Source organism: Nocardioides sp. NPDC057577 (assembly GCF_042801335.1).
Classification (GTDB): domain Bacteria; phylum Actinomycetota; class Actinomycetes; order Propionibacteriales; family Nocardioidaceae; genus Nocardioides.
In genome coordinates, this window is sequence record NZ_JBHVGB010000009.1 from 1 (window position 1) to 24,290 (window position 24,290).

Annotated in this window: 21 protein-coding genes; 8 read left to right on the forward strand and 13 right to left on the reverse strand. The window is 69.9% G+C overall.

The window, feature by feature from the left end; genetic code table 11:
• Nucleotides 1-55: 55 nt before the first annotated feature.
• On the reverse strand, nt 56-1,936 hold the full coding sequence (locus tag ACFU7D_RS03160; protein ID WP_378863198.1) for a right-handed parallel beta-helix repeat-containing protein: 1,881 nt from the start codon (nt 1,934-1,936) through the stop codon (nt 56-58).
• Between the two features lie 243 nt (nt 1,937-2,179).
• On the opposite strand from ACFU7D_RS03160, the gene ACFU7D_RS03165 reads away from it, so the two are divergent.
• Entirely contained in the window at nt 2,180-2,944 is a 765-nt protein-coding gene (locus ACFU7D_RS03165; RefSeq protein WP_378863201.1) for a FadR/GntR family transcriptional regulator, read from the forward strand.
• A gap of 66 nt (nt 2,945-3,010) precedes the next feature.
• Here ACFU7D_RS03165 and ACFU7D_RS03170 read toward each other — a convergent pair whose 3' ends face one another.
• Genes ACFU7D_RS03170 through ACFU7D_RS03180 form a run of 3 tightly spaced genes read right to left on the reverse strand, consistent with a single transcriptional unit; the run spans nt 3,011 to nt 6,156 of the window.
• Nucleotides 3,011-3,883, reverse strand: coding sequence for a carbohydrate ABC transporter permease (locus ACFU7D_RS03170; RefSeq protein ID WP_378863204.1), 873 nt, complete (start codon nt 3,881-3,883; stop codon nt 3,011-3,013).
• Nucleotides 3,880-4,857, reverse strand: a complete 978-nt coding sequence (locus ACFU7D_RS03175; RefSeq protein WP_378863207.1) for a carbohydrate ABC transporter permease — start codon at nt 4,855-4,857, stop codon at nt 3,880-3,882. Before ACFU7D_RS03175 ends, ACFU7D_RS03170 begins: the two co-directional genes overlap by 4 nt.
• Nucleotides 4,858-4,896: 39 nt before the next feature.
• Entirely contained in the window at nt 4,897-6,156 is a 1,260-nt protein-coding gene (locus ACFU7D_RS03180; RefSeq protein WP_378863210.1) for an ABC transporter substrate-binding protein, read from the reverse strand.
• A gap of 224 nt (nt 6,157-6,380) precedes the next feature.
• Here ACFU7D_RS03180 and ACFU7D_RS03185 point away from each other — a divergent pair, with 224 nt between their 5' ends.
• The 3 genes from ACFU7D_RS03185 to ACFU7D_RS03195 are packed head-to-tail and all read left to right on the forward strand — an operon-like array spanning nt 6,381 to nt 9,591.
• Nucleotides 6,381-7,367 carry a hydroxyacid dehydrogenase gene (locus ACFU7D_RS03185; protein ID WP_378863213.1) on the forward strand — a complete coding sequence of 329 codons (987 nt, stop codon included), beginning with the start codon at nt 6,381-6,383 and terminating at the stop codon, nt 7,365-7,367.
• Nucleotides 7,364-8,839, forward strand: a complete 1,476-nt coding sequence (locus tag ACFU7D_RS03190; RefSeq protein WP_378863216.1) for a hypothetical protein — start codon at nt 7,364-7,366, stop codon at nt 8,837-8,839. The genes ACFU7D_RS03185 and ACFU7D_RS03190 overlap by 4 nt, the downstream gene beginning before the upstream one ends.
• Before the next feature lie 2 nt (nt 8,840-8,841).
• Nucleotides 8,842-9,591, forward strand: a complete 750-nt coding sequence (locus ACFU7D_RS03195; RefSeq protein WP_378863219.1) for a sugar phosphate isomerase/epimerase family protein — start codon at nt 8,842-8,844, stop codon at nt 9,589-9,591.
• 6 nt (nt 9,592-9,597) lie between these two features.
• On the opposite strand, the gene ACFU7D_RS03200 is transcribed toward ACFU7D_RS03195, so the two are convergent.
• The 7 genes from ACFU7D_RS03200 to ACFU7D_RS03230 form a co-directional block, all read right to left on the reverse strand.
• Complete coding sequence (locus ACFU7D_RS03200) at nt 9,598-12,261, reverse strand: right-handed parallel beta-helix repeat-containing protein (protein ID WP_378863222.1); 2,664 nt, start codon at nt 12,259-12,261, stop codon at nt 9,598-9,600.
• A gap of 97 nt (nt 12,262-12,358) precedes the next feature.
• A complete protein-coding gene (locus ACFU7D_RS03205; protein WP_378863225.1) occupies nt 12,359-13,231 on the reverse strand; it encodes an amidohydrolase family protein in 873 nt (290 codons plus the stop codon).
• A complete protein-coding gene (locus ACFU7D_RS03210; protein WP_378863228.1) occupies nt 13,224-13,547 on the reverse strand; it encodes an L-rhamnose mutarotase in 324 nt (107 codons plus the stop codon). The genes ACFU7D_RS03205 and ACFU7D_RS03210 overlap by 8 nt, the downstream gene beginning before the upstream one ends.
• A 44-nt stretch (nt 13,548-13,591) precedes the next feature.
• Nucleotides 13,592-14,197, reverse strand: coding sequence for a lactate utilization protein C (locus ACFU7D_RS03215; protein WP_378863230.1), 606 nt, complete (start codon nt 14,195-14,197; stop codon nt 13,592-13,594).
• A complete protein-coding gene (locus tag ACFU7D_RS03220; RefSeq protein WP_378863334.1) occupies nt 14,194-15,600 on the reverse strand; it encodes a LutB/LldF family L-lactate oxidation iron-sulfur protein in 1,407 nt (468 codons plus the stop codon). The genes ACFU7D_RS03215 and ACFU7D_RS03220 overlap by 4 nt, the downstream gene beginning before the upstream one ends.
• Nucleotides 15,601-15,617: 17 nt before the next feature.
• Nucleotides 15,618-16,352 carry a (Fe-S)-binding protein gene (locus ACFU7D_RS03225; RefSeq protein ID WP_378724632.1) on the reverse strand — a complete coding sequence of 245 codons (735 nt, stop codon included), beginning with the start codon at nt 16,350-16,352 and terminating at the stop codon, nt 15,618-15,620.
• 5 nt (nt 16,353-16,357) lie between these two features.
• Complete coding sequence (locus tag ACFU7D_RS03230; RefSeq protein WP_378863233.1) at nt 16,358-17,308, reverse strand: aldo/keto reductase; 951 nt, start codon at nt 17,306-17,308, stop codon at nt 16,358-16,360.
• Between the two features lie 152 nt (nt 17,309-17,460).
• Here ACFU7D_RS03230 and ACFU7D_RS03235 point away from each other — a divergent pair, with 152 nt between their 5' ends.
• Genes ACFU7D_RS03235 through ACFU7D_RS03250 form a run of 4 tightly spaced genes read left to right on the forward strand, consistent with a single transcriptional unit; the run spans nt 17,461 to nt 20,789 of the window.
• Nucleotides 17,461-18,321, forward strand: coding sequence for a fumarylacetoacetate hydrolase family protein (locus ACFU7D_RS03235; RefSeq protein WP_378863236.1), 861 nt, complete (start codon nt 17,461-17,463; stop codon nt 18,319-18,321).
• Nucleotides 18,318-19,085, forward strand: coding sequence for an SDR family NAD(P)-dependent oxidoreductase (locus ACFU7D_RS03240; RefSeq protein ID WP_378863239.1), 768 nt, complete (start codon nt 18,318-18,320; stop codon nt 19,083-19,085). Before ACFU7D_RS03235 ends, ACFU7D_RS03240 begins: the two co-directional genes overlap by 4 nt.
• Before the next feature lie 16 nt (nt 19,086-19,101).
• Nucleotides 19,102-19,812: a FadR/GntR family transcriptional regulator gene (locus ACFU7D_RS03245; protein ID WP_378863242.1), complete on the forward strand. Its 711-nt coding sequence runs from the start codon at nt 19,102-19,104 to the stop codon at nt 19,810-19,812.
• Nucleotides 19,809-20,789 (forward strand): 2-hydroxyacid dehydrogenase, encoded by a 981-nt coding sequence (locus tag ACFU7D_RS03250; protein ID WP_378863245.1) that lies wholly within the window; start codon nt 19,809-19,811, stop codon nt 20,787-20,789. The genes ACFU7D_RS03245 and ACFU7D_RS03250 overlap by 4 nt, the downstream gene beginning before the upstream one ends.
• Nucleotides 20,790-20,838: 49 nt before the next feature.
• On the opposite strand, the gene ACFU7D_RS03255 is transcribed toward ACFU7D_RS03250, so the two are convergent.
• The gene (locus ACFU7D_RS03255) at nt 20,839-23,241 is read right to left on the reverse strand and encodes a glycoside hydrolase N-terminal domain-containing protein (RefSeq protein WP_378863248.1); all 2,403 of its coding nucleotides are present in this window, start codon (nt 23,239-23,241) and stop codon (nt 20,839-20,841) included.
• A gap of 162 nt (nt 23,242-23,403) precedes the next feature.
• Nucleotides 23,404-24,285 carry an amidohydrolase family protein gene (locus tag ACFU7D_RS03260; protein ID WP_378863251.1) on the reverse strand — a complete coding sequence of 294 codons (882 nt, stop codon included), beginning with the start codon at nt 24,283-24,285 and terminating at the stop codon, nt 23,404-23,406.
• Nucleotides 24,286-24,290: the final 5 nt, after the last annotated feature.

Consider the following 24,290-nt stretch of genomic DNA (forward strand, 5'->3'; position numbering starts at 1 on the left):
ACCTTGCACCGCAGGCCCGGGGGGATTCGCCGGGCCTGCGGTGGTGGGGCTGCCCTCAGGAACGGGCCGCCGCGATCTGCGCACTCACGTCGTAGGGGAACTCCGAGGTGATGCCGATCTTGTCGTACTCCATCTTCGAGGCGTCGAACCCGTCGTTCCAGTTGCCGTTGGTGACCTCGTTGCACTGGTAGGACTGGTAGGACTGGTCGGTGGTCTCACCGACCTCGATGTTGGCGAAGGAGAACCCGCAGCCACCGGCGTCCATGTGGATGCCACGCGTGCCGGAGTCGGGCATCTCCCCGACCGGGTCGGTCAGCACGTCACCGATCACCATCTGCTCCACGGTGTTCTTGATCGGGTGCGGCTCCTGGTTGGCCACACCGTAGGTGTAGAACGCGCCCATGTCACCGGAGTCCAGGCCGGCGTTCTGGATCTCGATGTAGCGGAAGGTGTTGTTGTCGGTGTACTGCTCGCCGTCGACGACCTCCGGACGCGACTCCAGGCTGATGCCGTACCGCGCGGAGTGGTTGACGAAGATGTTCTCGACCAGGTTGTTGCCGGTGTCCATCAGCTCGACCCCGGAAGCGTCGCCGGGCACCAGCTCGCCGATGTGGTCGATGAACACGTTGGAGATCGTGTGCCCGTGGCTCAGGTCGCCCTCACCGGGCCAGCCACCCTCGATCTTGATGGCGTCCGCGCCGATGTTCTCGAACCAGCTGTTGGTCACCTTCAGTCCCTCGTTGGCGAACAGGGCGTAGACACCCATGAACCCGGTGTCGGAGACGTGCAGGTTCGTCAGCGTGATGTCCTTGGTGTTCTCCAGCGTGATCGCACCGAACCGGTTGCGCGGCATCTCGATCTGCCGGTCGTACTCGGGGTACTTGTGCGCATCACCCGAGTCACCTGCCGAGATCCATCCCGAGCGGTACCAGTCGGTGAAGTCGCTGTGCTGCAACCCGATGCCGTCGAAGGTGATGTTCTGCGCACGGCGCTCCGGCGTCGCGCCCTTGACATCGATCAGCTTCTTCACCGTCGGCGCCATGATCCGCACCTTGGAGATGTCGCCCTTCGGCTTGTAGTAGACCTCGTTGTTGGCGTAGTCGAAGTAGTACTCACCCGCCTGGTCGAGGAACGGCAGCGCGTTCTGGATGAAGTAGCGCGAGCCGCCGCCGCTGTTGACCAGCGCGTAGCGCGTCCAGTACTTCAGCGTGGTGAAGCCCTTGCGGTAGTCGGCCCCGCCGATCGGCACGATGTCGGTGAACCAGCTCCAGGAGCCGCCGGACCACACGGTCAGCTGGGCGTTGGCCAGGGGGTTGCTGGTCGGGGTGTCGTCCCACGCCGGGTCCCAGTCACCGTCCTCCCAGTAGAGCCACTGCCGCACGGCCTCCTTCTCGGGCTCACCGAGCTTGGAGAAGAGGTACGGCCCGTGGGAGTCCACCGAGCCACGGTTGGGGTAGCGGGCGACCTCGGCGCGCGCGCCGTCCTCGAACAGCGTGTAGAACCGCTGCCCGGGCTCGACCTTGGTCTTGTAGATCCCGTCGCGGAACGGCTCCCACCCGGTCAGCTCCTTCGCGCCGGTCAGCACCGCCTTGCCCGGCCCGTCCACCGACCGGTAGACCACGTCATGGCCGTTGCTGCCGCTGTCGCGGTCGTCGAAATCGATCGTGGAGTCGACCTGGTACTCGCCGGCCCTGACGTTGACCGTGACGTCGCAACCCATCCGGGCATTGAGCTTCTTGTCGCGGATCTCGTCGCGGGCACGCTCCAGGGTTGCGAACGGCGCGCGCTCGGACCCGGCGGCCTTGTCACTGCCGTCGGTCGAGACCCAGAGGGCCTTGCACTTTCCTCCCGCCGCGTCGGCGGTTCCTGCGGTGACCGCGAAACCGGTGACCGCGACGACGGCCGCCGCGGCCAGCGCGCCCAGGCGGCGCGTCATTGGTTGCTGCATGGTCCGTTCCCTTCTCTATGGGGGCGGAGCGCCCGGCGAGAGACAGAAGGACCACCCAAGGGCGGCCGTGCAGCCTCCGAGACGAGCTCCGTGTGACATGCGCCACGCTACTAGCGTGATGTCATACATATGACGTGTCAAGCCCTGGCTGGATGGTGAGATGCCTCGAACGCCGATGCGGCACGGCCATGTCGCCGCTTCGGCGACGTACGATGTCCTACACTTCCGGGTATGCCGCAACCGCTCTCACGGACCACCACCGTCCTCTCCCAGCCGCGTGACCGGCAGCCGATGCTCGGCGTGGTAGTCGTCGACGAGCTCGTGGACGCGATCGTCTCCGGTCGCCTGGCTCCGGGCGACGCGCTGCCGCCCGAAGGACCGCTCAGCGAGCAGTTCGGCGTCAGCCGCACCGTCGTCCGCGAGTCGGTGAAGCGCATCGAGGAGAAGGGCCTGGTCACGATCGCGCGGGGCCGCGGCACCGAAGTGCGCCCCATGACCGCATGGAACACGATGGACCGAGTCGTCCTCACCGCCCTGATCAAGCACGACGAGACCCTGGGCATCCTCGACGAGCTCAGTGTCGTCCGCGCCCAGCTCGAGTCGGTGATGGCGGCCGAGGCCGCCCGCCGCCGGTCCGAGGACCAGGTCACCGAGCTGGAGCAGGCGATGCAGCGGATGCGCGAGAGCACCGCCGACGAGGAGGTCTTCCGCGCCGCGGACGTGGCCTTCCACGAGACCGTCATGGAGCTCTCCCGCAACCGGCTCGCCAGCAACATCGCGCGCACGCTCATGGACCGGGCGCTGGAGAGCTCCCGCTACCACGGCGTCGACACGCCTGACGCCTTCGCGGTGACCCTGCGCGAGCACGAGGCCGTGCTGGCCGCAATCTCCGAGAGCGATCCCGTCCGAGCACAGGACGCGATGAACGGCCACATCCTCGAGGCCTGGCGCCGCCGCCGTCTGCCGTTGCCCGACGCCGGCAAGCGCGAAGGCTGACCCCGGGGCGTACGACGCCGGTCGGTGGCGTGGGGCGGTTCCCGCACCCACGCCACCGAGCAGGCCTCAGCCCTTGACCGCCCCTGCAGCCATCCCGCTCATCACCCAGCGCTGGGTGAGGACGAAGATCACCAGGATGGGCAGCACGGCGAGCAGCAGCGTGGGGAACACCTGGGTGTAGTCGGCGGAGTACTCCCCCACCGACGCGTAGACGCCGGTGGTGACCGTGTAGAGCCCCGACCCCGGGCCCAGGATGAGCTGCGGACTGGCGAAGTCGTTCCACACGCTCAAGGTGTTCAGGATGAACACGGTCGCCAGGATCGGCTTCATGAGCGGCAGGATGATCGTCCACAGCGTCCGGTAGGGACCAGCACCGTCGATCGCCGCCGCCTCGTCGAGCGAGGCGGGCAACATCCGGATGAACCCGGTGAAGACGAAGATCGTGAACGGCACCGTCGCCGAGGCCATGAAGAGCACCAGACCAGGGAACGTCGACATCAGCCCGAGCGCCCGGAGCACGAAGATCACCGGCACGAGGATCACCTGCGTCGGGATGAACATGCCCGAGATGAAGAACAGCAGCGCCGCACCGAACACCGGGCGAGGCGAGCGCGCGATGACGTACGCCGCGGGCGCACACACGCCGATGGAGACAATGTTGACGCAGATGACCAACCCGATCGTCACGGCGTAGCCGAACGCGATGTCGAAGTCCGGGTTGTTCCACGCCGTGGTGAGGTGCTCGAGGGTGAACTGACCGGGCGAGAGCGAGAACGGCCTGCTGATGATGTCGCGCTGATCCTTGAACGCGTTGACGACCAGGAGGTACATCGGCACCAGCATCACCACGCACAGTGCGGTGACGGTGGCATACCAGAGCGGGGTACGCCGCTCGCCGGTCGAACCGCGGCGACGCACCGGGGCTTGCAGCGCGCTCATCCCTGGGCCCCCTGGTCATGGCGGCGGCGCAGCGCGAGCACACCGAAGGCGAGGATCGCGGCCACCAGGATGAGGACCACGGCCTCGGCCGAGGCCAGCCCGACCTGCCGCTTGGGGAACTCCACGGCGAGGATCTGATAGGCGAACGTCTTCGTGGACCCGGCCGGTCCACCGCCCGTCAGGGAGACGACGACGTCGTAGGTCTTGAGCAGCGAGATCATCGAGGTGATCAGGGCCACCGTCACCGACGGCGCGAGCGCCGGCCAGGTGACGTGGCGGAAGGTCTGCCAGCGGTTGGCACCGTCCATGCGCGAGGCCTCCAGGAGCTCGGCGGGCACAGCCTGGAGCCCGGCGAGGTAGATGAGCAGCTGGACGCCGAACTGCGCCCAGGCGATGACGAGGATCAAGGTCGCGAGCGCCCAGGTCTCGTCGCTGAGGAACGGGAGCGGGCTCCTGCCCAGATTCTCCAGCACCGAGTTGACCGCGCCCTGAGGCCCGAGGATCGCCGACCAGAGGAAGCCGACGACGATCAGGCTGAGCACGTGGGGGTAGAACATGACGACGCGGGCGAACGCGGTGAACCGGGTCGTGCGCCACAGCAGGAGGGCCAGGCCCAGCGCGGCGGCGTTGACCACCATCGACCCCGCGACCGCGACGATCGCGGTCACCACCATGGAGCCCCGGACGTCGGTGGACTCGAAGATCCTGACGTAGTTGTCGAAGCCGACGATCTCGGGGGTCTGGGTGGGGAAGCCGTTGTAGTCGGTGAAGCTGTAGTAGACGGCGTAGCCGACGGGGACGACGAGGAGGCCGACGAAGACCACGAGGGCGGGCAGCACCATCGAGGCCTCCACCCATCCGGAGGTGCGCGGGCGGGAGCCCGGTGACCTGCCGATCACCCCGCGACGCGGTGCCCCTCCCTCCCGCGGCAGGTCAGCTGCCGCGGGAGGGCTGTCGGTCTTGCTGGCGCTCATGAGAGCCATCATCGTTCTCCTCGTCGTGGCCCCGACGGGTCACCCATTCTGCTCGGCCCAGTCGTCGAGCGCCTTGGCGGCGTCCTCGGGGCTGGTTCCGGTGTAGAGGCTCTGCACGATCTCGGTGAACTTGTCGTTGAGGCCGACGACGGGCAGGCGGATGTCGCCCGCGCCTTCACCCACGGTCACCAGCTCGGGTGCCTCATCGATGATCGCCTGGATCTCGGTCGCGACCGGGGACTGCTCGACGGCCGCGCCGGCACGGAACACGCCGTCGGCGGTCAGCTGGCTCTCGATCGCGGCCTCGTCGGTCACGAGGTACTCGACGAGCTGAAGGGCCTCGTCGGAGCGCTCGCTACCGGCGTAGACCATGTAGGGGCTGGCCATGGTGGCGCCCTGCGGGCCGGGGTAGGCCATGCCCTCGTTCACCGGCGGGGAGAAGACGCCCACCTCGAAGGGAAGCTCGCCCGCGTTGTCCAGGCTCGCGACGAGCCAGCTCCCGAGCGGGTACATCCCGACCTTGCCGTCGATGAAGTTCGCGTCGGCCGTGGTCGGGTCGAGGCCGACGTCGGTCTTCTTGATGTAGCCGTCGCCCAGCCAGGTGGCGTAGTGCTCGAACATCGGCTCGAAGGCCTCGCCGAGGGTCAGCTTCTCGTCGGCGACGGCCGACTGCCACTCGGGCTGCTCGGTGTTGAGGGTGGGGTGCCACAGCTGCTGGAGCTGGAGGCCGGTCTCCCACTGGCCCGCGGTCTGCAGCGGGGTGTAGCCGGCTTTGGCGAGCTGGCCGAGCGCGGCGTCGAACTCGTCCCAGGTCTGCGGCGTGGCCTTGATGCCCGCCTTCTCGAAGGCCGTCTTGTTGTAGTAGACGAGCGACTGCGCCTGGGAGCCGACACCGGCGACCAGTCGCTTGCCGTCGATGGCGTACGTGTCGACCATCGGCGTGTCCTCGACCCAGCTCTCGTCGGAGAGGTCGAGCACCTCGGGGGCGATCTGGTCGTCCGGGAAGATGGACTGCACCACGTCGGGAGCAGTGCCCGCAGCGAGCTGAGAACTGAAGGTCTCGCTCACGTTGGTGCCGGTCGGACCCTCGATCTTGACGTCGATGCCGGTCTCGTCCTCGAAGGGCTTCACCAGATCGTTCCAGAAGTCCTTGGTGAGGTTGTCGGTCAGGTTGACCAGCACCCGCACCTCCTTGCTGTCGTCGCTGGCAGCGCCGTTGCCTCCACAGGCAGCGGTCGCGATCAGGGGAAGCAGAACCGCTGCGACAGCACCCGCCCTCCACAAGCGTCGTGTCTCCACAGGAATCTCCGTTTCGTCGTCCGTCGATCTTCATCCGACGGAGGTTGTTCGCGTGGACTCTGGCGATTCGGACTGCCGACCACCGGAGTGAGGAAAGCGCTATCCCGGGCGCCAACGTGACGAAGATAACACATCTTATGTTTAAATGGGCAAGCCCAGATCCAGCCGTTTCCGAAACGGCCGGAAACGGCCTCACAGCCTCGACAACCGAGAGGATCCGCCTCGTGCGCGCCGCCTTCGCGATGACCCCCCAACTTCAGCATCGATTCTTCGATGCACCCCTCCTGGCCGAGCTGGGCGACCTCGTGGACGTCGACCCCGACCAGGTGCTGACGTCCTACGACGACCCCGCTGCCGCCCAGGTGGAGGTGCTCATCACCGCCTGGGGCACGCCGACCATCGACGCGTCGGCCCTCGCCCGGATGCCACGGCTGCGCGCCGTCGTCCATGCCGCCGGCTCGGTGAAGTACTTCCTCTCCCCCGCCGCCTGGGAGCGTGGCCTCCGGGTCACCTGCGGCGTGGAGCCCAACGCCCGCCCCGTCGCCGAGTACGCCCTGGCCGCGGTGTTGTGGGCGACCAAGTCGGTCCTGCCGCTGACCGAGCGGTTCCGCGCCGAGCGGGTTGCCCCCGACCTCACCGTCGACGACACCATCGACGGTGCGTACGGCACGGCCGTCGGCCTGCTGGGCGCCTCGGCCACCGGCCGGGCGCTGATCGAGCTGCTCGCCCCGTTCGACCTGACCGTGCTGGTCAGCGACCCCACGATCGACGCGGCGCAGGCCGACGAGCTGGGCGCCGAGCTCGTGGACCTCGACCAGCTCTTCGCGCGCTCGCGCGTCGTCTCGCTCCACGCACCGATGCTGCCGCAGACCCGACACCTGGTCGACGCCCGCCTGCTCGGGTTGATGGGCGACGGCGCGACGCTGATCAACACCGCCCGGGGAGGGATCGTCGACCACGACGCGCTCCGCGCCGAGCTGGTCTCGGGCCGGCTGCGTGCGGTCCTGGACGTGACCGAGCCCGAGCCGCTCCCCGCCGAGGATCCGATGTGGAGCCTGCCCAACGTCACCCTGACCCCGCACATCGCCGGCTCGCAGGGCGGTGAGCTGCACCGCCTGGGCCGCGGCGCCGTCGACGAGGTGCGCGCTCTGATCGAGGGCCGGCCGCCCCTGCGGCCGGTCGACCCCACCAGCCTGGCCACCAGCGCATGACCAACACCCTGAAACCGGAGACCGACGTGACGACCCCCACCCCTGCGCCCGACCTCGCCCACCTCACCCGCTGGTTCCTGACCTGGGTCACCGACGAAGGGGCGATCAACGGCTTCCACAACCACAGCGTGTGGGGCACGAACCCCGCGACCTTCCTCGACTGGACCAGCGGGCACGCCGCCTTCTCCGCGCCGGCTCTCGGCGCCGTCGCACAGCTCCTCGCCGCGCGGCCCGATGACCGGGCCGCCGAGGTGTGGCGCCGGATGATGCGCTTCCAGAGCAGCGCCCTGCAGGACGACGACCAGTACAAGCACGTCGGCTTCCAGGTCGGGGAGTCGGCCACGACCGGCCTGATCCACAACGCCACCGGTAGCATCGGTCTGCTCCTCGGGCTCAAGCACGCCCGGCATCTGCTCGATGACGCCGAGGTCGACCGCATCGTCGACGTGGTGCGCCGCAACCTGGTCGCCCTCCACTCCTTCGGCGGCGGCCGCCCGGCCGAGGACGGCACCTGCAACCAGGAGTACGCCCGGGTGTGGGTCAAGCTGCTGCTCTCCGAGGTGACCGGCGACGACAGCGGCCTGGCCGAGATCGCCGAGGACCTCGACCTCCTCATCGCCCGCCACCACGAACCCGGAGTCCCGGACGCAGACTCCTCGGGCACCTGGCGGCAGGCCGAGGATCGGGTCGCCGGCGGGATCCTCGAGCCAGCGGAGTACTACGGCCTGATGATCATGCCGCTGCTGCTCGGCCACCTGCGCCTGGGTGAGCAGCGCTACCTCGACGAGGCGGTCCGGCTGTGCCGCCACGTCGCCCGCTCGGCGTGGACCGACGCGGACGGCCAGACCCGCTTCCACCGTTACTGGTACGTCGCACCCAGCACGACCCTGAAGAGCGACACTCCCATGCTGATCGCAGGCATGGGCCTGTCGCTGCACGGCATCCGCGAGGTGTGCCGGGTGCGCCCCGACGCCGAGCTCGAGGAGTTCATGGCGCGCTGCCGGGCGACGTACGCGCACTATCAGGCCCCGGCCGGCTACTTCGCCTCGGCGACCCACTGGGGCACCGAGGCCGACGTCGCCCCGAGCACCGCGTGGCACGCCCACGACCTGGTGTTCCTCGCCGACGACGTCGAAGACCCGGACCCGGACTTCTGGACGACGGTGCTCACGCCCGACGAGCGCCAGTCGGTGCTGATGACCAACCGGGCCGTCTGGGCCGAGCACGGCGTGCACTGGTGCATCCGCAGCCCCCTGACCGCAGGCGACCTCCACCTCTACGGCCGCAAGGACCGGGCGGTGTTCGGGCGCGACTTCTTCGCGTGGACCGACAAGGAGCCGCTCGACGACGAGCTGCGCTACCCCGAGCCGCCGCTCTTCCTCGAGACCAACGACGGGATGCGTCGCGTGGACACCTCCGACCGCCCCACGGACGTCTCGACGCTGGGCACGACCTACCACGGCGGGCTCTGAGCATGCTGCGTCCCGGGTTGTGCTCGGTCACCGCACGTCATCTCCCGACCGACGGGGTGCTGGAGGCGGCCGCGAAGGCCGGCCTGGCCTGCATCGAGTGGGGGGCGGACGTCCACGCCCCGCCTGCCGGCGACCTGCGCGGCCTGGCCGGTGCGACCGCTGCCGCCGGGCTGGCCGTCGCTTCCTACGGCACCTACTGGCGGGCCACGCCGGACGACGACGGCGTCGCGCTGATCGGCGCGGCCCGGGCGTTGGGGTGCACCCGGCTACGCATCTGGGCCGGCACCACCGGTTCGGTCGAGGCCTCCCCCGCCGAGCGCGTCGCGGTCGTACGCCGCGTACAGGGGCTGGCCGACGAGGCCGCCGGGCACGGCCTCGAGCTCGCCTTCGAGCACCACGACCTGACGCTGGCGGACACTGTCGAGTCCACCCTCGACCTGCTGGCCGAGGTGGACCGGCCGAACGTCGGCACCTACTGGCAGCCCCGGGTGGGCGAGCCGGCAGAGGTGGCCCTGGCCGGGCTGGAGCACCTGCTCCCGCACGTACGGGCGGTGCACGCGTTCTCCTGGTGGCCGCGCCACGAGCGCCTGCCGTTGGCGGCCCGCGCCGACCTGTGGCTGCCGGCCCTGGAGATGCTCGCGGACACCGGGCGACCGATCGACGTCCTGCTGGAGTTCCTGCCCGAGGACGATCTGTCGCTGCTGCCGGACGAGGCAGGACGCCTGCGCGAGTGGATCGCGCAGGCGTCCTGACCTCGGTCAGCCGGCAGCCGGGCCGCCCGGGAGTCCGATGCCCTCCCGGGTGACCAGCCGGTTCCAGCTCGCCACCCACTTCCGGCCGAAGGTCTGCGCGACCTCGCCGGTATAGCTGAAGCTCAGCGTGTCGAGGTCGAGCCCGGCGGCCTCGAGCGAGGCCGGCTTGCTGAGGTTGGTGTTGATCGCGTCGCTCCACGTGGAGAGGCGATAGGTCGCGGCCGGGTCGGCGAACGAGTTCTCCCCGGCGCGGTACTCGCCGCCACCGATGATCACCGAGCGGTCGATCGCGTTGCGCGCAGGCACGTAGACGGAGTTCGGGTTCTCCCACACCGTGGCACGGTCGCAGCCGTTGGTCGCGCCGGCCGCGTAGTCGGCCTTCTGGCAGTCCTTGCCGGTCGCGGTGACGCGCGGGACGTACCAGTCCTTGATCTCCGGGAACACGATCGGCGCTCCGTCGGAGTAGCGGGCCTTGCCGTCGGTGTAGTGACGGTGCCAGCGGGCGACGTCCTCCTCGGTGGCCGAGTACTTCTCCCCCGGCCGTACGTCGAGGAACGAGTTGTAGCGGCTCTGCACCACCCAGCCGTTGGGCACCGGAAGACCGGTCTCGCCGTTGCGGTGGTAGAGCTGGTCGTGGCCGGTCTGGTCGACGTCGATGAACACGTTGTCCGTCGCCTTGTTGCTGTGGCCCGACTGGAAGAACACTCCTGAGTGCGCGTTCTTCACGACGTTGTGGTGGAACCGCATCCCCGAGACTCCGTCGTCCATGTAGAACGCGTCGTTGGAGCCGCCGATGGTGTCGAAGAAGTTGTAGGCGACCTCGTTGCCCAGATAGGTGTAGTCACGCCCGGTGTAGACGACGCCCTGGTCGCCGGCGTTCTTCACCAGGTCGTAGAAGAAGTTGTTGTTGACGCGCATGTCGTTGCCCATGATCTGCACCGCCATGTGGGGTGCGTCGTGGACGTAGTTGTTCTCGAAGCTGTTCCCGACGCCGTAGAGGTAGCCGGCGGGCGTGTAGGTCGCCAGCCGTGAGAAGCGCGCGATCTCGTTGTTGCGGGCCACGTTGTCGCCGCGCTCGAGAGTGCTGCGGTCACCGCCGCCGAGCAGGACTCCGCCGCCGCCGAGATCGTGGAGGTAGGAGTTCTGCACGACGTTGTCGTGGCCGCCGCGTACGGTCTCGTAGTCGGGCAGCGCGGTGATGGACTCGGTGGTCTCGCCGATGCGGATCGCGTCCATGCTGACGTTGGAGATGTCGACACCGTCGATCAGGGTCTTCTCGGCGTCGAGCAGCTGGACCGCGCTGATCAGCGAGTCCGACATCGACAGGCCCTTCAGCGTCACTCCCGTGGTGCCCTCGAGCCGGAAGATGTTGTCGTCGAAGGCCCGCAGCGTGGCGCTCTTGCCCTCCATCGTCCCGCCCGCCGGCTTGTAGTAGACGACGTCGTTGCCCGCGTGACGGTCGATGTAGTACTCACCCTCGGCGTCCATCTCGGAGAGGATGTTGAGCGCCTTGACCTTGGTGTAGTCGTTGCGGGGCCAGTACATCGAGGGGTACTTGGCGTACATCGTGGTGCCGCTCCAGGAGACCAGCCGCACCATGTCGTTGGCGTAGTTGTTGCCGAGGTAGCCCGAGAGCCACGCCTCGGTCTCGTACGTCGTGTTGTCGACGTCGGTGAGCTCCTGCGGGTCGGCCTGCACCGGGATGTGCGAGTAGGCACCGAAGCCGCGGGTGCCGTGGTCGACGATCTCCGGCTCCCCTTGAGGAGCCCAGCCCTGGTAGCGGTTGCCCTCGAGCAGCCGGCCGCCGACCTCGTAGAGGGGAGGCGTCATCTTGCGCATCTCGTCCTGGGACCAGGTGTCGCGCTCCGCGGGGTTCGCGAGCTGCTGCTTCTTGTCCTCGAACTGCGCACGCGGCGTCGTCCCGCTGGTCGCCCAGTCGGGCTCCATCCCGAACCGGTCGCGCAGCGTCCACTGGATGAGGTCGTTGGTCGCCGGGACCTTCCACTTGCCACCGTCGCCGTAGAGGTAGCAGCTGCTGTCAGCCCCGGTGCAGTCGTTCGGGTTCGGGTACTGCGCCAGCGTCTGGGTCCCGCCGTCGACGACGAGCTCGGGCGCGAAGGGCTGTGGCAGCCAGTTGAACCCGTTCTTGTAGAGCGTGCCGGGATCGATGCCCTCGGCGCCCAGGTCGTAGACCCACACGCCCTCGCGCAGGGCCGGCGAGTCGAGCCGTGTGTTCGAGGAGAACCGCGGCTGGGCGAGCTCCTCCTCGGACAGGTCGGCGAGCGGCCGCCAGCCCTGGGCACCCAGGGAGTGCGCGCCCGTGAGGCGGACCTTCTCCCCCGCCGCGGCGCGGTAGGTGACCCAGGAGTGCTCGGGACCGGTCAGGTCGATCGCGTCGTCGAGGACGTACTCGCCGCCGTGGACGATCACCGTGCCTCGGTTCTTCGCGGAGGTACGTCCGGCCAGCGCGTCGCGGGCCGCTTCCACCGTCCGCAGCGGCCGGCTCTTGGTGCCCGGGTCGGCGTCGTCCCCGTCGGGGGCGACGTGGATCGTGAGGGTCGTGCCGGCCGCGGTGGCGGGCTGCGTACCGGTGACGAGGACCGTCGAACCGAGTGCCGCCAGGACCACGGCTACCGCCGCGCGGGCGCGGCGTGTCGTGCGAGTCTGCATGTCCGTCTCCTTGAGATATGACGTATGACATGTGTCTAACATCACAGACGAGGTCCGGGCAAGCGTTTTCCAATGTTTCCGGGGCGCGCGACGCCGATCAGGGGTCGAGGCCGTAGACCCGAGCGGCCGTGCCACCCCGGACGTCGGCGCGGCCGGCGTCGTCGAGCCCGGCGAGCACCGTGTCGGCCAGGTCGATCACCTCGTCGTAGGACGAGCGCAGCAGGCAGACCGGCCAGTCCGAACCGATCATCGTGCGCGTGGCGCCGAAGACATCGATGATGTGCGCGGCCCAGGGAAGCACCGCGTCGATCGGCTGGTCCGGAGCGAGCTCGGTGACCAGCCCGGACAGCTTGCACGCCACCGAGTCGTGGCGGGCGAGCGCTGCGACGTGTCCCGCCCACTCGTCGAAGACGACAGGGTCGATCACGGGCTTGCCGAGGTGATCGAGCACCCAACGCCCGCCGGGGACCTGCTCGACCGCTCCGACCGCCGCCCGCAGCTGGGGCTGGCGCACCAGCAGGTCGTAGACCAGGCCGGCATCAGCGACCGCCGTGAGCCCCCGCAGCACGTCGTCGCGGAGCAGCCACCCGGGATCGGGCTCGCTCTGCACCAGGTGGCGAATGCCGACCAGGAGGTCTCCCCCGGGACCCTCGCGCAGCTCGGCGAGCCGGTCGGCGACGTCCGCGGCGGTGAGGTCGACCCAGCCGACCACCCCGAGGATCTCGGGGGTGGCCGCGGCCAGCGCGAGCAGCTCCGGGGTCTCCTCGGCGACCGCGACGGTCTGAACGACGACGGTCCCGGCGATCTCGTGGTCGGCCAGATGGGGCCGAAGGTCGTCGAAGGAGAACGAGCGCCGGATGGCCGGAAGATCGCGCGTCCAGTCCTGGTCGCGCACCGCGAGGTCCCACAGATGGTGATGGGCATCGATGCGCCGGGGCCCGATCGACGGCCCTGCCCATGACTCAGTCAAGGTGGAAGACCTCGGTCATCGGGGACCACTGCTCGTCCTCGGAGGCGGTGGGCAGCCGCTCCTGGCACGGGGCGGTGACCTCCCACCACCGCTGGGTCACGTCGTGGGCGGCGATCGCGGCCATGTCCGCCTCGTAGTCCTCCCCGATGTGCTCGAAGTAGCTGAAGAGCCAGCCGTCGCGCAGGAAGATGGAGTAGTTGCGGATGTTGCTGGCGGTCAGCCGCTCGAGCACCTCGGGCCATACGGCCGCGTGCAGCTCGACGTACTCCGCCTCCTTCTCGGGGCGCAGCCTGACCACGGAGCCGTAGCGAGTCATGGTGGGGTCCTCTCTGTCTCTTTTTCTTGGGGAAGGGCGAGCGGTCAGAGGTCCTCGACGAGGACGACGTGCAGGGTGCGCGGGCCATGGACGCCCTCGACGCGGTCGAGCTCGATGTCGCTGGTCGCCGACGGTCCGCTGATCCAGGTCTGCGGGTTCGCCGGGTCGAGGCGGGCGACGGCCTGCGGAACGCCGGCCACGACGTGGGTGGCTCCGAGGACGCACACGTGCAGGTCCGGGACGAGGGTGAGCGCGCGACGCCCCTGGCCGGGGCCGTGGTCGAGCACGACCGTGCCGGTGTCGGCGATGCCGAGCGCGGCCGCGGAGACGACCGCGTCGATCGTGTCGAGCTCGGCGGCCGACTGCCCGGTGTCGTCGACGGATCCGGGGACCGGCCACGGCAGGCCCGGGGGTACGACGACGCTCCGGCCGGTGACCGCCCGCGCCAGCACCTCGGCCACCTCTGCCGCGCGGCACCGGGTGACCGTGGCGCGATAGTCCTCGACCCTCTCGACGAACCGGGCGAGCACGGCGGATCGGTCGAGGCCTTCGCCCGCACCCCGGTAGCCGCGGGGCACCTCAGCGGTCGGGCGGGGCGCGTCACCGATCGCCCGGCGGACTCGGCCCAGGATCTCCTCACGGGTGCTCATCGTTCATCTCCTCCGGTGCGGCGCCACCAGGCGCGGAAGGACTCGGCGGGCGGGTCCGGCAGGTCGCGGGCCTGCGTCCAGGGGCGCGCCCCGGCACGGCGGGCAAGGCGGACGCCGACGCCGACGAGGCGCTCAGCGAGGCCGAGCCGGCGCCCGGATGCCAGCGTCGCCCCGGCGGCCTTCATCGCCACCGCCTCGGGCTTGGGTACGCCACCCCGATGGGCGTCGACCACCTGCGAGCGCAGCTCCACCAGCACCGAGGGGATGTCGATACGCACGGGGCAGGCCTCGAAGCAGGCCCCGCACAGCGTCGAGGCGTACGGCAGGGAGTCGGTCTGGTCGTCGTGACCCACGCCCTTCAGCAGCGGGTTGAGGATGGCGCCGATCGGGCCCGGGTAGACCGAGCCGTACGCATGGCCGCCGGTGCGCTCGTAGACCGGGCACACGTTGAGGCAGGCCGAGCAACGGATGCAGCGCAGCGCCTGCCGGCCGACCTCGTCGGCCAGCGCGCGGGTGCGGCCGTTGTCGAGCAGCACCACGTGCACCTCCTGCGGACCGTCGTCCGGGGTGACGCCGGACCACACCGAGGTGTAGGGGTTCATCCGCTCCCCCGTGGCCGAGCGCGGCAGGAGCTGGAGGAAGACGTCGAGGTCGTCCCAGGTCGGCAGGATCTTCTCGATGCCGACCACGGAGACCAGCACCTCGGGCAGGGTCAGGCACATCCGGCCGTTGCCCTCGGACTCGACCACCACGAGGGACCCTGTCTCGGCGACCGCGAAGTTGGCGCCGGAGACGCCGACCTTGGCGCGCAGGAACTTCTCGCGCAGGTGCAGGCGCGCGGCCTCCGCGAGCCGGGCGGGCTCGTCGGTCAGGTCGTCCGGAGCGGGACGGCCGACCTCACCCATCGCGGAGGCGAAGATCTCGCGGATCTCGGCGCGGTTGCGGTGGATGGCGGGAACGAGGATGTGGGAGGGCAGGTCGTCGCCGAGCTGCACGATGAGCTCGGCGAGGTCGGTCTCCCAGGCCTCGATCCCGCGGGCGGCCAGCGCCTCGTTGAGACCGATCTCCTGGGTCGCCATCGACTTCACCTTCACCACCTCGGTGGCGTCGTGTGCGGCGGCGATGTCGCCGACGATGCGGCACGCCTCTTCTGCGTCGCTCGCCCAGTGGACGGTCGCGCCGGCCTTCGTGAGCGACTCCTCGAGACGTACCAGATGCTCGTCGAGGTGGAGCAGCACGTTGTCCTTGATGGCCGCACCCGCCAGGCGCAGCTCCTCCCACTCCTCGACCTCACCGACGACGGCGGCGCGCTTGGCGCGGATGGTGCCGGTGGCATGTGCGAGGTTGCGGCGCAGCTGGGAGTCGCCGACCGCATCCCGCGCGGCCTTCGGGAACACCGGCATCCCGACGAACGTGCCGGTCACGAGGCAGCCACCGCGGCAGCCTCGGTCTGGGCGAGGACGTCGGCCAGATGCATGACGCGTACGCCGGCGCGCTGCCGGGAGAGCAGGCCTCCGACGTGAGTCAGACAGGACCGGTCACCGGCCACCAGCACCTCGGCCCCGGTCTCGCGTACGTGCCGGGCCTTGTCGGAGCCCATGGCTACCGAGGTGTCGGAGTTCTTCATCGCGAAGGTGCCCCCGAAGCCGCAGCACTCGGCCGCGCCGGGCAGGTCCACCAGATCGATCCCGCGGACCTGTCGGAGCAGCCGCAGGGGGCGGTCGCCGACGCCGAGCATCCGCAGCGAGTGGCAGGTCGGGTGGTAGGTCACCCGGTGCGGGAAGTAGGCACCCACGTCCTCGACACCGAGCACGTCCACGAGGAACTCGCTGAGCTCGTAGACCCGCTGGGACGTCTCGCGGGACGCCGCCCGCAGGCCCTCGTCGCCGCTGCGGCGCGCCACCAGGTCGTGCTGGTGCCGGGCCGATCCGGCGCACGAGCCCGACGGCGTGACGACGGCGTCGTAGCCCTCGAAGGCGCGGACGAAGGAACGCAGCACCGGCACGGCCTCGTCGAGGTAGCCGGTGTTGACCATCGGCTGACCGCAGCAGGTCTGGGCCTGGGGAAAGTCCACCTCGACGCCGAGGCGGCGCAGGAGCCGGACCACGTTGCGCCCGGTGTCGGGGAACAGGGCATCGTTGATGCAGGTGACCATGAGGGCTACGCGCACGACGGCACCAGCCCCTGGTCGGCCAGGTCGGTCCACAGCTGTTCGGGAACCGACACGGCGAGCCTGTCGAGGTTCTGCTTCACCTGCTCGGGCCGGCCGGCGCCGGCGACGATCGAGACGACCCTCGGGTCCTGCAGCGGGTAGTGCAGGGCGGCGGTGGCGATCTCGACGCCGTGCGCCTCGCACACCTCGCCGATCCGGAGCGCGCGCTCGAGGATGTCGTCGGGCACCTCGCCGTAGTTGTACATCGCGCCCCGGCGCGGGGTGGTGGCGAGCAGGCCGCTGGCGAAGACCGCCGCCGCGACGATCCGGGTGCCGTGCCGGTCGCACGCGTCGAGCAGGCCGTCGGCGACGGATTGGTCGAGGAGCGTGTAGCGGTTGGCGACCATGACCACGTCGGCGAGGCCGGTCTCGACCGTCGCGGTGAGCACCGGGACCGACAGGGAGCCGGTGCCGATCGCGTCGACCAGGCCCTCCTCACGGAGCTTCGCCAGGCCGGCGAGGGCGGTCTCGACGGCAGCCGGGTCACCGGACAGCTCGGGGTCGTGCACGTACAGGATGTCGACCCGATCCAGACCGAGCCGGGTCAGCGACTCCTCGAGGCTGCGGCGTACGCCGTCGGCGGAGTAGTCGAGGACCCGGTGCGAGCTGGCCGGGACGGCGAAGCCCATGTCGTCCTGGGACTGCCCGTCCCAGGACGGGTTGGGCCGCACCAGCCGGCCGACCTTGGTCGAGACGACGAACTCCGACCGTGGCCTCGTCGCCAGGAACCGCCCGATCCGCTCCTCCGAAAGACCCAGCCCGTAGTGGGGCGCGGTGTCGAAGTGACGCACCCCTGCCTGCCAGGCCGCGTCGAGCGTCGCCTGGCAGTCCTCGTCCGTACGCGGCCGGAACAGGTTGCCCATCGGCGCACAGCCGAGTCCGAACAACGGGATCTCCATCCGTCCTCCTCACGCTCTGCCCCCCCGCGGTCGTCCGACCGCCAACCCGAGGCTAGACATCTGATGTTTAGGCTGTCAATATGCATTCACCGCCACATTTGGCGGCTCAGGTTCACCGATAGATCAGACTACTCACCGCTGGAGGCCACCGCATGAAGTTCGCCCGCCTGGGACCCGTCGGGAAGGAAACGCCAGTTCTCGTGCTCGAGGACGAGGTGCGCAGCCTGGCCGATCTCACCACCGACATCGACGCGGCCTTCTGGGCCTCCGACGGGCCGGCACGGGCCGCCGCCGCGCTCGCCGCGGGCGAGCTCCCCCTCGTCGAGGGGGCCGACACGCTCCGCGTGGGCGCCCCGATCGGCAAGCCCGGCGCCATCGTCTGCATCGGCATGAACTACGCCGCGCACGCCGCCGAGTCCGGCTCGGAACCGCCCACGGTGCCGATCATCTTCTTCAAGACCCCCAACACGATCGCCGGGCCGAACGACGCCGTCACCATCCCGCGCAACAGCACCAAGACCGACTGGGAGGTGGAGCTCGGCGTCGTGATCGGCAAGCGCGCGTCCTACCTCGACTCCCCCGACCAGAGCCTGGAGCACGTCGCGGGCTTCGTGATCGCCAATGACCTCTCCGAGCGCGAGTTCCAGCTCGAGATCTCCGGCGGCCAGTGGAGCAAGGGCAAGATCGCCCCCGGCTTCAGCCCTGTCGGCCCGTGGGTTGTGACCCCCGACGAGGTGGAGCACCAGAAGCTGGGCCTGCGCTCCTTCGTCAACGGCGAGCCGCGACAGGACTCCATCACCGCCGACCAGATCTTCGACGTCGCGACGGTGATCCACCATCTCAGCCAGTTCATGGTCCTCGACCCGGGCGACCTGATCATGACCGGCACCCCGGAGGGCGTCGCGCTCTCCGGCCGCTTCCCCTACCTCCAGCCCGGTGACGTCGTCGAGATCGAGATCGACGGTCTCGGCCGCCAGCGCCAGGAGTACGTCGCGTTCGGAAGCCAGGCATGAGTGCCGCGGCAACGCCCGAGCTCGACGGGCTCGTCGCCCTCGTCACCGGTGGCGCGTCCGGCATCGGCGCCGCCGTCGTCGAGGTCCTACTCGAGCGCGGTGCCCAGGTCGCAGCCCTCGACCGCGACCCCGAGGGCATCAACCCCAAGGCCCTGGGCATCCGCGCCGACGTCACCGACGACGCGAGCATCCGGGCCGCGGTGGAGCAGACGGTCACCACCTTCGGCCGGCTCGACATCGTGGTCAACAACGCCGGCATCGGCGCGCAGGGCACGGTCGAGGACAACCCCGACGAGCAGTGGCACGCGGTCTTCGACGTCAACGTCCTCGGCGCCGTCCGGGTCTCGCGCGCAGCGCTCCCGCACCTGCGACGCTCCCCTGCCGCGGCAGTCGTGAACGTGGCCTCGGTGGCGGCGACCACGGGCATCCAGCAGCGTGCCCTCTACTCCGCGAGCAAGGGTGCGATCCAGTCCCTGACCCAGGCCATGGCCGCCGACCACCTCCGGGAGGGAGTCCGGGTGAACTGCGTGAACCCCGGGACCGCCGCGACCCCCTGGGTGCAGCGCCTGCTCGACTCGGCCGACGACCCCGAGGCCGAGCGTGCCGCCCTGGACGCGCGACAGCCGCACGGCCGGCTGGTCAGCGCGGACGAGGTCGCCCTCGCGGTCGCGTACCTGGCCAGCCCCTCGTCGGGGTCGACCGCCGGCGTGGCCCTCGCGGTCGACGGCGGCATGGCAACGTTACGGTTGCGACCGACCGAGTGAGAGGACCAGGATCCCGATGGCGCTGACCGACGAGGCGATCGAGAAGATCAAGGAGATGATCCTCGACGGCCGGCTGAAGCCGGGCGACCGTCTCCCGCGCGAGGCCGACCTGTCCACACAGCTCGGCATCTCCCGCAGCTCCCTGCGCGAGGCGGTGCGCGCGCTCTCGATGATGCGCATCCTCGACGTACGCCAGGGCGACGGGACGTACGTCACGAGCCTGACGCCGGAGATCCTGTTGGAGACGATGGGCTTCGTCATCGACTTCCACCAGGACTCCAGCGTCCTGGACCTCTTCGAGGTACGCCGGGCGCTGGAGCCGCTGGCCGCCGAGAAGGCGGCCCTGCAGATGCCCCCGGACGAGACCGCCGAGCTGCTCGCACTGGTCGACTCCGTCAGTCCTGAGACGTCGCTGGAGGAGGTCGTGGCCAACGACCTGGAGTTCCATCACCGCATCGCCCGCGCGTCGGGCAACACCGTGCTGTGCTCGTTCATCGACGGCGTCGCCAACCGCACCCAGCGGGCCCGGATCTGGCGTGGCGTGACCCAGCAGGACTCCTTCGACCAGACGCAGCGCGAGCACCGTGGCATCGCCCTGGCCATCGCGGACCGGCAGCCGAGCATCGCCGCCGCGCTGTCCCTGGCCCACGTCGCGGGCATCGAGAACTGGATCCGCCGCAGCCTCGCCGAGGACCAGGAGAAGGACCAGGAGAAGGAGCAGGAGTGAACGAGCCGAACCAGGGCCGGCTGCACGTCAGCTTCCGCCCCGGCGACCGCGCCCACCAGGTGCTGGAGGCGCTGCCGGGACCGGTGACCTGCGCCGCGGATCCTTCCGGGCAGTCCCGCGCGGACCTGCTCGCAGACGTACGCGGGGCCACCGCGCTCGTCTGCCTGCTGACCGACCGGGTCGATGCCGAGCTGCTCGACGCGGCCGGTCCGTCGCTGCGCGTCGTGGCCAACATGGCGGTCGGTCACGACAACGTCGACGTCGCCGCCTGTGCGGCTCGCGGCATCACCGTGACCAACACCCCGGGGGTGCTCGACGAGGCGACCGCCGACCTCGCCTTCGCACTGCTGCTCGCCACCTCCCGTCGCGTGGTGGAGGCCGACGCGTTCGTACGCAGCGGCGAGCCGTGGTCCTGGCGGCCGGACCTCTTCGTGGGCCTCGACGTCAGCAGCGGCGCGACCTTGGGCATCGTCGGCCTGGGCCGGATCGGGCTGGCGATGGCGCGGCGCGCCCGCGCTTTCGACATGCGCATCGTCGCGACCCCGTCCCGCTCCGCGGGCGAGGTGGCGGCGCGCCTGGGCATCGAGACCCTGCCGCTGCCCGACCTGCTGGTCGCCTCGGACGTCGTGTCGCTGCACTGCCCACTGACCCCTGAGACCCGGCATCTCGTCGGCGCCGAGGAGCTCCGGCTGATGGGGCCGGGCTCGGTCCTCGTCAACACCGCTCGCGGTCCCATCGTCGACGAGGCAGCCCTGGCGGCCGCGCTGGCCGACGGCACCATCGGCGCAGCGGGACTCGACGTCTTCGAGAACGAGCCGGCTGTCCACCCCGACCTGCTGGCGCTCCCCAACGTCGTCCTGCTGCCGCACATCGGCAGCGCCGGCCGTGCCACCCGCGACCGGATGGCGATGCTCGCGATCGACAACGCCCGCGCCGTGCTCGCCGGCGAGCCAGCGCCGACCCCGGTCCACCCGTAGGCGGACTCGGGCCGGCCGCGAACCCCGCGCGGCCGGCCCGAGACGGTCCCTACTTCGGGACCACGGTGTAGGTGCTGCCGCGCCGGGTGTCGAACTCGACGACGTTCTCCTCCGGCCGGGAGACGTTCGTCCCCGCCACCTTGACCGGCTGCTGCGTACGCAGCCGGAGCCGGTTGCCGAGCAGCGACCGGATCCGTGCCACCTCGACCTTGCCGTCGGCCCACTTCAGGTCGACCTCGAAGCCACCGCGGGCGCGCAGGCCCCGGACCTTCCCCTCGGGCCATGCCTCCGGGAGCGCGGCGAGCAGGAAGAGCTCGCCGGAGTGGCTCTGCATGATCATCTCGGTGATCCCGGAGACGGCGCCGAAGTTCCCGTCGATCTGGAACGGCGGGTGCAGGTCGAAGAGGTTGGGCGCCGTCCGGGAGGGGTGCAGCATGTGCTGGACGTGGAGGTAGGCGTTCTCGGGCTCGAGCAGACGCGCGCGGATGTTCATCTTCCACGCCAGCGACCACCCGGTGGTGACCGCCGGGCCGCGCAGCTCGAGCGCCTTGCGGGCGGCGTCGGCCAGCTCCGGCGTACGCAGCGGGCTGATCTGGTCGGAGGGGAAGACGCCCCACAGGTGGGAGACGTGGCGGCTGCGCTCCAGGGCAGCCTCCTCCCAGTCGATCAGCCACTCCTGCAGCTGGCCCAGATAGCCGATCTGGTTGGGCGGCAGCTGGTCGCGCATCGCCAGCGCCCGCTCGACGAGCGGGTCGTGCTTGCCGAGCGCGGCGGCCGCCTTCTCGAACGCGGTGAACAGGTCACGCAGGATCTGGCAGTCCATCGTCGGACCCGCGCAGATGCTGACCCCTTCGTCGTCCTGCTCGTGGTGCTTGATCTCCGGCGAGTGCGACGGGCAGGTGACCATGTAGCCGGACTGCTCGTCGCGCACCATCGTCTCGAGGAAGAACTCGACCGCACCCCGCAGCGTCGGGAAGTGCTCGGCGAGGTTCGCCTTGTCGCCGGTGTACTCGTAGCGCTCCCAGAACAGCAGCGAGAGCCAGGCGCCGCCCATCGGCCAGACCCCGTAGTAGGCGAAGTCGACCGGAGCGGTGCCTCGCCAGCCGTCGGTGTTGTGGTGGGCGACCCAGCCCTTGTCCGAGCCCCACATCTTCTGGGCCGTGTTCCGTCCGACCTCCGCGAGCTCCTCGGTCATCGCGAACATCGGGTCCCAGCACTCGGCGAGGTTGGCCGGGCCGGCTGGCCAGTAGTTCATCTGCGCGTTGATGTTGAGGGTGTACTTCGACTGCCACTCGGGCTGCATCTTGTAGCTCCACAGGCCCTGCAGGTTGGCCGGCTGGCCCGGGGTCCGGGAGGACGAGATCAGCAGGTAGCGCCCGAACTGGTACCACAGCGCGGCCAGCTGCGGGTCGCCGCCATCACGGAACACCGCCACCCGCTCGTCGGTCGGCTTCTCGATCGCGGCGGAGGTGCCGAGGTCGATGTCGACCCGGCCGAAGAGCTTCTGATAGTCCCGCACGTGCGCCGAACGCAGCTGGCCGTAGCCGCGCCCGGTGGCGGCCTCGAGAGGCTGCTCCGCGCGGCGTACGTGGTCGGCGTTCACGTCGGCATAGTTGCGGTAGCTGGTCGCCATCGTGAGCAGCAGCGTCACCGAGTTGGCGTTGCGCACGCGCAGCTGGGTATCGGCGCACTGGACCGTGCCGCCGTCGGTCTCGGCGCGGACGAGGCTGATGAAGCGGACCGCGCCCTCCATCCCCTCCGTGGCCCCGCTGATGCCCTCCAGAGCGAGCGTCCGCGCATCGTGGGGCTGCACGTCGCTCTGCTGCGGCGAACCGAAGGTGGCGTTGAACGAGACCTTCTCGGCCTGGTCCGCGGTGAGGCGCACGACCATCACCTGGTCCGGGTGGCTGACGAACGACTCGCGGCGGTAGCGCACGCCGCCGACCTCGAACTCCGAGATCGCGGTCGCGCTCCGCAGGTCGAGCGAGCGCCGGTAGGTCGTGGGCTCGCCGTCGAGGCCCAGGAACTCCAGCAGCAGGTCACCGACCGGCTGGTAGAAGGCCTGCTCACTGGGACGTCCCATGAACTCCTTGTCGGCGAGACGCTGGGCGCCCACCCAGTTGTCCTCGAAGATCAGCTTGCGGATCTCGGGGAGCGCCTCGGCTCCGCCAGGCGGGTCATAGCTGTGCGGATGACCGGCCCAGACCGAGTCCTCGTTCAGCATCAGCTTCTCGCTGGCCACCCCGCCGAAGACCATCGCGCCCATCCGGCCGTTGCCGATCGCCAGCGCCTGGAGCCACTCCTGCGCCGGCTGGCGATACCAGAGCTCGAGGGGGTTGGTCTCCGGCTCGTCGGCGGCCGCGGCCGCCTGGGTCACGACCGGCTGCACCAGGGCACCGCCGGCCACCGCCGAAGCGGCCTGCAGCACCCGTCGTCTCGTGAAGTCCACCATCAGCTTCCTCCTGACTCACGCCCACCATGGGCAAACATCGGTTGTTTCAATGTAATAGACATCACACGTCATGTCGATGGTTGCTGCAATTCAGGGGTGATTTGGCCGAAGTCGGCCTTGCCGACTAGTCAGGACGAAGCAAATGATCTGATCTCTAACGAGTCAGAGCACTTCCCGAGCCGACGCCTCCGCGGCCGCGAGCCGTTGCTCGTCGAGCCCGTAGAAGCGCCGCGCGCTGCCGGCGTAGATCTCCTCGCGTTCCTCGCTCGACAGACCGGCCAAGGCGTCCTGGAGACCGGCGAAGACCCGCTCGTAGCCTCCCGCGGCGGTGGAGATCGGCCAGTCGCCGCCGTACATCAGCCGGCTGGGGCCGAACACCTCGACCGCCCTGTCGACGAAGGGCTGGAGGTCGGCCACGGTCCAGCGGTCCGGGGCGGCCCCCGGATAGAGCCCGGAGATCTTGCCGAACACATGCGGGTTCGATGCCGCCCGCTCGATGAGGCTCCACCACGGCTCGCGCTCGGCCTCCCCGATCGGCGGTTTGGAGAGGTGGTCGACCACGATCCGCAGGTCGGGGTGGCGTTCGGAGAGCGTCGCGACGTGCTCGAGGTGGCGTGGCAGCACCGAGACGTGGTCGTAGGTGAGCCCGAGCCGTTCCAGCAGCCCGAGCCCCTCGGCGACGTCCGGCCGGAGGATCCAGTCGGGGTCGGGGAGGTTGTGGATCAGGTTGCGTACGCCGACCACCCGGTCGTCGCCTCGCAGCGACTCCAGCCGCTCGGCGGCCACGTCCGGCCGGTCCAGCGGCACGTAGACCACGATCCCGACCACCTCGGGATGCTGGTCGGCGACCTCGATCATCAGGTCGGTGTCCCCGTCGTGGTCGTCGGACTGGACCAGCACGGTCGCGTCCACTCCCTGCGCCCGCAGCTGCGGCCGGATCTCGTCGAAGGTGAACGTGCGGTTGTACTCGGGCACGTCGGGACCCAGCCACGGATACGGCGAGCGGGTGAGGTCCCAGACGTGCTGGTGGCTGTCGATGATCATCCGAG

What these genes read in the sequence shown, in the direction of transcription:
- ACFU7D_RS03225 (WP_378724632.1), bottom strand. Translation starts at nt 16,352, where the DNA reads ATGGTCACCTGCATCAACGATGCCCTGTTCCCCGACACCGGGCGCAAC.
- ACFU7D_RS03175 (WP_378863207.1), bottom strand. Translation starts at nt 4,857, where the DNA reads ATGAGCGCCAGCAAGACCGACAGCCCTCCCGCGGCAGCTGACCTGCCG.
- ACFU7D_RS03170 (WP_378863204.1), bottom strand. Translation starts at nt 3,883, where the DNA reads ATGAGCGCGCTGCAAGCCCCGGTGCGTCGCCGCGGTTCGACCGGCGAG.
- ACFU7D_RS03255 (WP_378863248.1), bottom strand. Translation starts at nt 23,241, where the DNA reads ATGGTGGACTTCACGAGACGACGGGTGCTGCAGGCCGCTTCGGCGGTG.
- ACFU7D_RS03190 (WP_378863216.1), top strand. Translation starts at nt 7,364, where the DNA reads ATGACCAACACCCTGAAACCGGAGACCGACGTGACGACCCCCACCCCT.
- ACFU7D_RS03260 (WP_378863251.1), bottom strand. Translation starts at nt 24,285, where the DNA reads ATGATCATCGACAGCCACCAGCACGTCTGGGACCTCACCCGCTCGCCG.
- ACFU7D_RS03220 (WP_378863334.1), bottom strand. Translation starts at nt 15,600, where the DNA reads ATGCCGGTGTTCCCGAAGGCCGCGCGGGATGCGGTCGGCGACTCCCAG.
- ACFU7D_RS03160 (WP_378863198.1), bottom strand. Translation starts at nt 1,936, where the DNA reads ATGACGCGCCGCCTGGGCGCGCTGGCCGCGGCGGCCGTCGTCGCGGTC.
- ACFU7D_RS03215 (WP_378863230.1), bottom strand. Translation starts at nt 14,197, where the DNA reads ATGAGCACCCGTGAGGAGATCCTGGGCCGAGTCCGCCGGGCGATCGGT.
- ACFU7D_RS03195 (WP_378863219.1), top strand. Translation starts at nt 8,842, where the DNA reads ATGCTGCGTCCCGGGTTGTGCTCGGTCACCGCACGTCATCTCCCGACC.
- ACFU7D_RS03235 (WP_378863236.1), top strand. Translation starts at nt 17,461, where the DNA reads ATGAAGTTCGCCCGCCTGGGACCCGTCGGGAAGGAAACGCCAGTTCTC.
- ACFU7D_RS03200 (WP_378863222.1), bottom strand. Translation starts at nt 12,261, where the DNA reads ATGCAGACTCGCACGACACGCCGCGCCCGCGCGGCGGTAGCCGTGGTC.
- ACFU7D_RS03230 (WP_378863233.1), bottom strand. Translation starts at nt 17,308, where the DNA reads ATGGAGATCCCGTTGTTCGGACTCGGCTGTGCGCCGATGGGCAACCTG.
- ACFU7D_RS03240 (WP_378863239.1), top strand. Translation starts at nt 18,318, where the DNA reads ATGAGTGCCGCGGCAACGCCCGAGCTCGACGGGCTCGTCGCCCTCGTC.
- ACFU7D_RS03245 (WP_378863242.1), top strand. Translation starts at nt 19,102, where the DNA reads ATGGCGCTGACCGACGAGGCGATCGAGAAGATCAAGGAGATGATCCTC.
- ACFU7D_RS03210 (WP_378863228.1), bottom strand. Translation starts at nt 13,547, where the DNA reads ATGACTCGCTACGGCTCCGTGGTCAGGCTGCGCCCCGAGAAGGAGGCG.
- ACFU7D_RS03165 (WP_378863201.1), top strand. Translation starts at nt 2,180, where the DNA reads ATGCCGCAACCGCTCTCACGGACCACCACCGTCCTCTCCCAGCCGCGT.